Source organism: Streptomyces hygroscopicus (assembly GCF_026168105.1).
Taxonomy (GTDB): Bacteria; Actinomycetota; Actinomycetes; order Streptomycetales; family Streptomycetaceae; genus Streptomyces; species Streptomyces hygroscopicus_D.
Genome location: NZ_LBMW01000035.1, coordinates 80,232 through 87,267 on the forward strand (window position 1 = coordinate 80,232; position 7,036 = coordinate 87,267).

Genomic DNA, 7,036 nt, shown 5'->3' on the forward strand with positions numbered 1-7,036 from the left:
CCCACGCGTTCCGGTGTGCGCACAAGGGAACTTGCGCTCCCCGCCTGGCGTTGACCAGTGCGGGAGGGTCCACTGAGAAGTGGAGTCAACAGCATTCGCAGACAAAGGGTTCCCCTGCCGCACCACTTGGAGGGCGTACCGTGCACCGCCGGCACAACGGGCTCAGGACCGCAGTACTCCTCGGGGGACTGTCCGCACTCATCATCGTCATCGGCAGTTTCTTCGGGCGCATGGGGCTGGTCGTCGCGGTCCTCGTCGCGATCGGCACGAACGCGTACGCGTACTGGAACAGCGACAAGCTGGCTCTACGCGCGATGCGCGCCCGCCCGGTGAGCGAGTTCGAGGCCCCCGGCCTGTACCGCATCGTCCGCGAGCTCTCCAACCAGGCCCGCCAGCCCATGCCCCGGCTGTACATCTCGCCGACGGAGGCGCCGAACGCGTTCGCGACGGGCCGCAACCCGCGCAATGCGGCGGTGTGCTGCACCGACGGCATCCTCCGCATCCTCGACGAGCGCGAGCTGCGCGGCGTCATCGGGCACGAGCTGAGCCATGTCTACAACCGTGACATCCTGATCTCGTCGGTCGCCGCGGCCCTCGCCTCGGTGATCCTGTTCTTGGTGAACTTCGCCTGGCTGATCCCCTTCGGCCGCTCCGACGACGACGAGGGCCCCGGCATCCTGGGCATGCTCCTGATCATGATCCTGGGCCCGCTCGCCGCGACGATCATCCAGCTCGCCATCAGCCGCTCCAGGGAGTACGAGGCGGACTCGTCCGGAGCGCAGCTCACCGGCGATCCCCTCGCGCTCGCCAGCGCTCTGCGCAAACTGGAGATGGGTACCCAGCAGCTTCCGCTCCCGCCCGAGCCGCGCATCGAGACGGCGAGCCACATGATGATCGCGAATCCCTTCCGTCCGGGCCAGGGACTCGCCAAGATGTTTTCCACGCACCCGCCGATGGCGGAGCGCATCGCCCGGCTCGAGCAGATGGCAGGTCGCCACCAGTGAAGACAATCCTGAACATCATTTGGCTCGTCCTGAGCGGCTTCTGGCTGTTCCTCGGGTATGTGTTCGCGGGCGTGCTGCTGTGCATCACCATCATCGGCATCCCGTTCGGGATCGTTCTTCTGCGTGCAGCATCGCGCTCGTATCGACCCGCCCTTCGATGATCATTGACGGGAGTAGTTCCGGCTCCGGCAGGGCGACATGTTCCACGTCTGCCAGAGCAGCATTCACACGGGCCCAGGTGCCATCGGAAGTCCAGGTGTTGAAGTGCTTCGAGGCTTGGCGGGTGGCACCGGTCTCCCTGATCACCTGAGGCCATGACTTGCCTGTACGAGCCTTGTAGAAGATGGCGTCGACTGAGCGCCGAACGGTGCCCATGCGCCCCTTCGGGAGCAGCGAAGCGACCTTTGCCCAGTCGCCGTCCGAGAGCGTGGCAGCGGGCACGTCGAGGCCCGTAGCGCTGTACCAAGCCCGCACGGTGCAGGGCACCCCGCCCCGCCGTCCATCGGGCACCGGGCCGGTAACAGTGACCTTCAGCTCCAGCATGGACAGAATGGCCGCCTGCTGCTCCGGCGCCATGTCGGGGAACGAATTCCTCACCATGCTTGCCAGTGCTCGGAGATCTCGGGCGCGCCGATCTGACTCCTCCATCTCGGCAAGCCATTCGACCGCCTCGCCACGCAGGTTCTGGAGCTGCTGAAGTTCTTCGTGCAGTGCCACAGTCGCGGCCTCAATGGCTTCGGCCGACTTGCTCTGTTTGGCCGTCGCCACGATCACGGCCGCGATCGATGCGTTCATGCCCTCAATCTGTTGATCGAGGTCCGCGATACGGTCGGTCAGGGCGGACGTGTCTCCCTCCGCCATGCCGATCCATTCGGCAGCAAGTTCCTGAAGCTTTTCGCTGTCGCTCGCGATCTCAGTGACTTTCTTCCAGACGTGCGACTCAAGCGCGTCAGCGTCGATGAGCGAGCAGCCGCAGGACTTCAGGCGAGGGTCTCGTGGCGCGTTGCCCTTGCATCGGTAGTATCGGGGACTTTCCGGATCGGCCGCATGGCTGATCCCTGTGTACGTCTTCCCGCACAGACTGATGACACGACCAGTCAAAGGGTAGAACTCCCGCTGCCCGCTGCTGTGCTTTGCTGTCTCAGATACTTTGCGCCGCAGCTCTGCGCTCTGTTCCTCGGTCAGGATTCGAGGTAATTCGATCCTGACGGACTCGCCCCAGATGGGGTTGCCGTCATCGTCGGTTTTGGCGTGCTTGCCGCGGAAGACCATCACGCCGTCGAGTACGGGTGCCGACATGATTCGGTCCCGCAGGTTGTCTCGGATCCATGCCTTGCCCGAACGCGCCGTAATCCCCTCAGCGTTGAGACGGATGGTGACCTTACGGAGGTTGAGCCCTTCGCCAACCACCAGTTCGTACACGTAGCGGATGATCTTGGCTTCATCCGCGTCGATCACCAAGTACGAGCCAGGCGTGCCCTTGTTGGCGATGCGGTAGCCGTAGGGAGGACGCCCCCCGATGTGCGCGGCGGGCGTAAACTCGGCCTTCTCCTGCAAGCCGCCCTGCGTGCGGTCGCGAATCGTCTCCCACTCGGTCTCGGCGTAGTCGGCATCACGGCGCATCTTCTTGCGTCCCTCGGACGTGGTGTTGTCGTAATCGTCAGCGACGACGGCGACGTACACGCCGATGTCTTCAAGGGCCCAGACCCAGCGCCAGAAAGCACGACCCTTGCGGCCGATCACACGGCCGTCCGGCACGACCACGATGTCGAAGGGACGCGGAGTCGTCTGTGCGTCTTCCATCAGGCGCTTCAGATCACCCCGGTCCGCCGCTTCCAGGGAGCCTGAGACTCCCTCGTCTTTGTACGTGCCGACGTGTGCCCACTGCTTGAGCGCGATGTGGCGGACGGTCTTCCGGCTCTGCCTGGCTACGCCATAGCCCTTTTTCTGCTCCTCAGTGGAGACCCGCAGATAGTCGACGGCGCGCAACGCGCGCGAGCCAGCCAACCGGGCAGAGGGCTCGTTGGAGGAGGGCAGGGGTGTGCTTACATTGGACATGTCGACTCCCAATCAGTCGGCCAGCCCCGGGGCGGTGCCAGCCGCTGCCGGGGCGTCTGTTTTAACCCAACGGTATCTCTCAGGTGTGACGCTTCGTCGGGTCTTTTCGGTGTTCCGCCGAAGTTGCGCCTGCGGTCCGAACAGAATCCGCAACAGTAGTGCTCGCTCGGCAGGGGAGAGTGTCTTGTTGGGCGTCCAGATGACCGTGGTGTCGGGCACTACAGGCACCCCCGGTCAGCTGCTGCTTCCCGCCCCAACTCTCGGTTCACGGCCAGGTCCTCGGCGATGCCCACGGCAATGAGTGCCGCGCCGGGGGAGTGGCCGGAGCCGAGGTAGCGCCAGTGTCGCTCGGTGACCGTGTCAGGGATATCAGCGTGACCTACGTGGTGGGCGCGTTCGGCTCGCAATACCGCGTATGTCGTGGAATAGGCGCGGGACTTGGTGAGGATGTGTCCCCGGTAGCCGAGCGTGTGCGCCCAGGCGCGCAGGTTGAGCGGCGCGTACTCGGGAAGGCCGCCGAGGCGCCAGCAGGTCCGCATAAGGGTACGGACGTGTTCGCTGACGGGTGCCGACTCGATGTCGGCCCAGGTCTTGAGCGGATGGTCGGTGCCGGCACCTGTCTCGCTCGCTCCCTTGGTGACGTACTTGGCCACATACGCGGCCACGGCGTCATCGTCGGGTCCGTCGCTCTCTGCGTGCAGTGGCCGGGCGTCGATCTGCTTGCCCCAGCGGAAGGCGAGTACGCCGACGGCGGGACTGTAGGGGGTGTGGAGCTGGACCCGCCCGGCGGAGGCGTGCGCTGCTGACGGCGACGGCAACGGACCCGCTTCAGCGGCCCGGCTCCCGGTCGGGCAAGTCCACCCTGCTGGCAAGGCTGATCACCCAGTTGGCGACTCAGCCCAGGATCTGATAAGTCAGCGATTGAAGCAAACCGCGGGGATGCCCATCGATCACGATCGGCTGTTCAAGATCGTCGACGACGCGAGCCGCCGGAAACCCCTTACCCTCGGCGACCTGAACAAGGACGCCGTGGCCGTCGCCCAGTCCATCACGGCAGAGGAACGTGGCGTGGCCGTATGCACCGGCCCGGATGGCGGCTGGGGCCGCGCATCGGTGGGCGGTTGAGCGCGCTGGCCACGTGCAGGCGTGAGGCGGTAGAGATCCTGTCCGCGCTCGTGGTCGACACCGCAACGAACCCGGCGAACGCCTCCTCGTCCGTTGCCGCAACCGACGCGCAACCGTCTGCCCGGCCTGCTCCCGCCTCCACGCCGGAGACACCTACCATCTGGTCCGCGCGGGCCTCCTAGGAGGCAAGAACGTCCCCGCCTCGGTACGCGACCGCTCGCTTCTGGTACTCGGCCACGCGGGCGAAGGACAGCCGGGCATGTTGCGCGAAGCGGGACTGTACGAGTCCGGCCGAGGAGGCGAGGCGCCGTCGGACGTCGATGACGAACCGGTCCCACAGCTTGGATGCGTGCGCGTGCCACAGCGCGTGGGCGGTGTAGTCGTAGCAGTCGGCGCACAGCGGTTGACCGATCTGCGACCAAGTCCACCCAGACCTGGGCCGTCGCAGAAACTCTCGACGTTAAATTTGACAATGAACCGGACGCGCGAAATGAAAACGAGGTTTTGACTCGGGCATTCGAGAGGTGTCTGTCTGCAATAAGTCTACTAAGCGAAAGTTCGCGTCTCACAACAGGAGAAATTTGGTCGAGCCCGCTTGCGAGGGATTCTCTAGATCCGGAGATAAAATACGCCCTGCTCGCTCCGGGTAGCCGTGCTACCCTGACGGAAAATTACTTCCGAGTCAACCACCGCAAGATAAATCCAGTTGCTCTTCCCCATAATGAACAAGAGGTGAGCGCGCTTATTCGTCATGCCGTGGCACGTCGACTCGAATCCGACGCCGCAGCTTCGCCCCATCCGTTCATCACTGCGCGTTCTCTTGCCTTGGAGGCAGAGAATCAACGCTTGCACGGTGCGTCGTCGGCCAGCATCGTTTCTTTGCAGGCATCACTGGAAAGCCTTCTTCGAGGGCTATGCACGATGCTTCATCGTGACCTTGGAACTCCGGTAGGGGTAATCACTGAGAAGGGTGGAATCCCTTTCGAGTCTCTACTCAAGAGAGAGTTGCCCGGCTTGCTTGGGGGGGCGATGGAGTGGCTCTCAGTCAATCGCCGGCGAATACGAGACCAAGCTTTACAAGCTGCGCAACAGGATTGTGCATGCCGGTTATGCCCCATCATATCTTGAGGTCAATCCGGCTTTCGATATCCGAGGTAGATTCGTCGACTTCCTTGAGCGCCAACTCAAGGAGCGTTGGCGAAGATATCCCAAGACTACGCTCGCTTGGCATGATGGCCTGGCTGGTGGTCCGGAGGGGATCCCAAAAGCCGCGAAGTTCGCTCTGGAAGAGTTGAGGAGAAACTCCCGATTCTATTGGATTGACTAGCCACCTAGTGGCCTTGATCCCATCCCAATCGAGAAAGGTGATCAGAACGTCGGCCAGCCACTCGGCACCCAGCGCAACGCACACGATCCAAGGTCACCAGCGGAGACGTCTTGCTTCTTTGCGGAATTCGGCCATGGCTGCCTCGTTAATCGTCAATGTCAGCGTGAGTGTGAAAATGATTGGCCGGGGGTTCTCCTGAGCTAATCTAGCAGGTATCTCATCGATTGCCGTTACAGTTTGATCGATGAAGGTCCGAATATCTGCGACCGGTTGTGCTGCCACCATAGCGGCCGCATCGAATGCCCTCTTCATGTCCTCTGGAAGAACAGTACCACGAATTTCTCCTGCCCAGTCGAGCAGATCCTCATAGCTCTTCACGATGCGATCAGCAGAGTGCTTGATTAGCTCAGCATTTCCAGGTTCTCCAGGAGCCCCGAAGGCTTCTAATTGCAGCCTCTCGTCGAAGGCCGAAATTACACGCTCGGCGATTGATTCAACATCCGACCAGATGCCATGTAGATAGATTCGCGCGGCCCCCTTGTCCAGGTAACGACCTGTGCGGCTACCGTTTCCCACTAGGTAGTCGCGCCACTTTGGTTCAAGGATCTCCTTCCTTTGGCGCAAGATTCCTGCAAATAACAGATACTCCCAGGCAGGCGGTTTTTGAGAGATTAGCGCTCGTTGCTCCTGCGCGTTCCGGGGAACCCAGTTAATGACGGGCTCAGCCACCGAAAGGGATTCCAGCTTTGCGGTTATTGCATCAAGTTGGTCAAGGATATCGTTACCCAAGAGGTTCGGGAACATTTCCCGAACACTCCTGAAGCGCTGAAGAACCTCCGCGAAGTAGCCCGGCCCGTTCCAGCTTACGTCAATTCCGGATTCTTTACCTGTTACGATCACCTGTCGGGCGATGTTCTCCGGGATTGGATAGTTCGAGAGGAATGTCCAGGCCTCAATATCCCAGTCGCCTTCCATCTTAAGCTGGATCGCCTTACGTAAGTCACCCATCATTTTGGCGCGGATTTCGTGATCAATACGTTGGTTCTGGATTCTCTTGAAGCAGTGTGCCGCAAAAATCCGCTTCTCAGATTTCAGGTACCCATCGTTTCCTCGGTCTGCTCGATCATCATCGATTGGCAGAAAGTCGGTGCCATGTTCGGCCTGAAGTACTGCATTGCAGAGGCGTGTGAAATCCTGCGGTACGGTAATCAGTTCGATTTGGGTCATGAGGTTCATCCAGCTAGCGTACTTACTGGCAAGGACGTACGGCGCAGATCTCATGGAAAGCCCCTTTAACAACCTGGCTCACGCTGCGACAGGGGCATGTGCCAGCCGTCAGAGGGGAGCACGAAAGGCGCCCTCGACCGCGGCCGGGGAGCAAGCAGAGCGCTGGAGGAACGGGGCGGAGGGTCACTCCTTGGTCGGCACAGGGGCGAGCCCGGTCGGGCACGAGACCCCTGTTTGTTTCGAACGGGGTACTTAGAGGTCATCTCATTTGGGCTGTTCGATAAACTCCAGGTGT

Annotated in this window: 7 protein-coding genes and 2 pseudogenes; 4 read left to right on the forward strand and 5 right to left on the reverse strand. The window is 61.8% G+C overall.

The features are described 5' to 3' along the window. The first annotated feature begins 140 nt into the window (after positions 1-140). Positions 141-1,004 (forward strand): zinc metalloprotease HtpX, encoded by an 864-nt coding sequence (gene htpX / locus AAW14_RS28205; RefSeq protein ID WP_265566778.1) that lies wholly within the window; start codon positions 141-143, stop codon positions 1,002-1,004. Beyond that, positions 1,001-1,129: pseudogene (locus AAW14_RS28210) on the forward strand (YccF domain-containing protein); the annotation flags it as partial. The gene htpX and the pseudogene AAW14_RS28210, both read left to right, overlap by 4 nt. Here AAW14_RS28210 and AAW14_RS28215 read toward each other — a convergent pair. Together AAW14_RS28215 and AAW14_RS28220 are read right to left on the reverse strand one after the other, a co-directional pair. Continuing rightward, positions 1,095-3,062, reverse strand: a complete 1,968-nt coding sequence (locus AAW14_RS28215) for a recombinase family protein (RefSeq protein WP_265566779.1) — start codon at positions 3,060-3,062, stop codon at positions 1,095-1,097. The pseudogene AAW14_RS28210 and the gene AAW14_RS28215 overlap by 35 nt on opposite strands. Positions 3,063-3,280: 218 nt before the next feature. After that, positions 3,281-3,880 (reverse strand): replication initiator, encoded by a 600-nt coding sequence (locus AAW14_RS28220; protein WP_322741132.1) that lies wholly within the window; start codon positions 3,878-3,880, stop codon positions 3,281-3,283. 121 nt (positions 3,881-4,001) lie between these two features. Between AAW14_RS28220 and AAW14_RS28225 the strand changes: the two genes are divergently transcribed. Both AAW14_RS28225 and AAW14_RS28230 read left to right on the forward strand, forming a co-directional pair. Next, a complete protein-coding gene (locus tag AAW14_RS28225) occupies positions 4,002-4,187 on the forward strand; it encodes a hypothetical protein (protein WP_265566789.1) in 186 nt (61 codons plus the stop codon). Between the two features lie 64 nt (positions 4,188-4,251). Continuing rightward, positions 4,252-4,398: pseudogene (locus tag AAW14_RS28230) on the forward strand (replication initiator); the annotation flags it as partial. Here AAW14_RS28230 and AAW14_RS28235 read toward each other — a convergent pair. The 3 genes from AAW14_RS28235 to AAW14_RS28245 form a co-directional block, all read right to left on the reverse strand. Next, positions 4,366-4,635 carry a replication initiator gene (locus tag AAW14_RS28235; protein WP_416223390.1) on the reverse strand — a complete coding sequence of 90 codons (270 nt, stop codon included), beginning with the start codon at positions 4,633-4,635 and terminating at the stop codon, positions 4,366-4,368. The pseudogene AAW14_RS28230 and the gene AAW14_RS28235 sit on opposite strands and share 33 nt — an antisense overlap. Before the next feature lie 669 nt (positions 4,636-5,304). Further along, positions 5,305-5,598 (reverse strand): hypothetical protein, encoded by a 294-nt coding sequence (locus tag AAW14_RS28240; RefSeq protein WP_265566781.1) that lies wholly within the window; start codon positions 5,596-5,598, stop codon positions 5,305-5,307. A gap of 9 nt (positions 5,599-5,607) precedes the next feature. After that, complete coding sequence (locus tag AAW14_RS28245) at positions 5,608-6,750, reverse strand: hypothetical protein (protein ID WP_265566782.1); 1,143 nt, start codon at positions 6,748-6,750, stop codon at positions 5,608-5,610. Between the last annotated feature and the right edge of the window lie 286 nt (positions 6,751-7,036).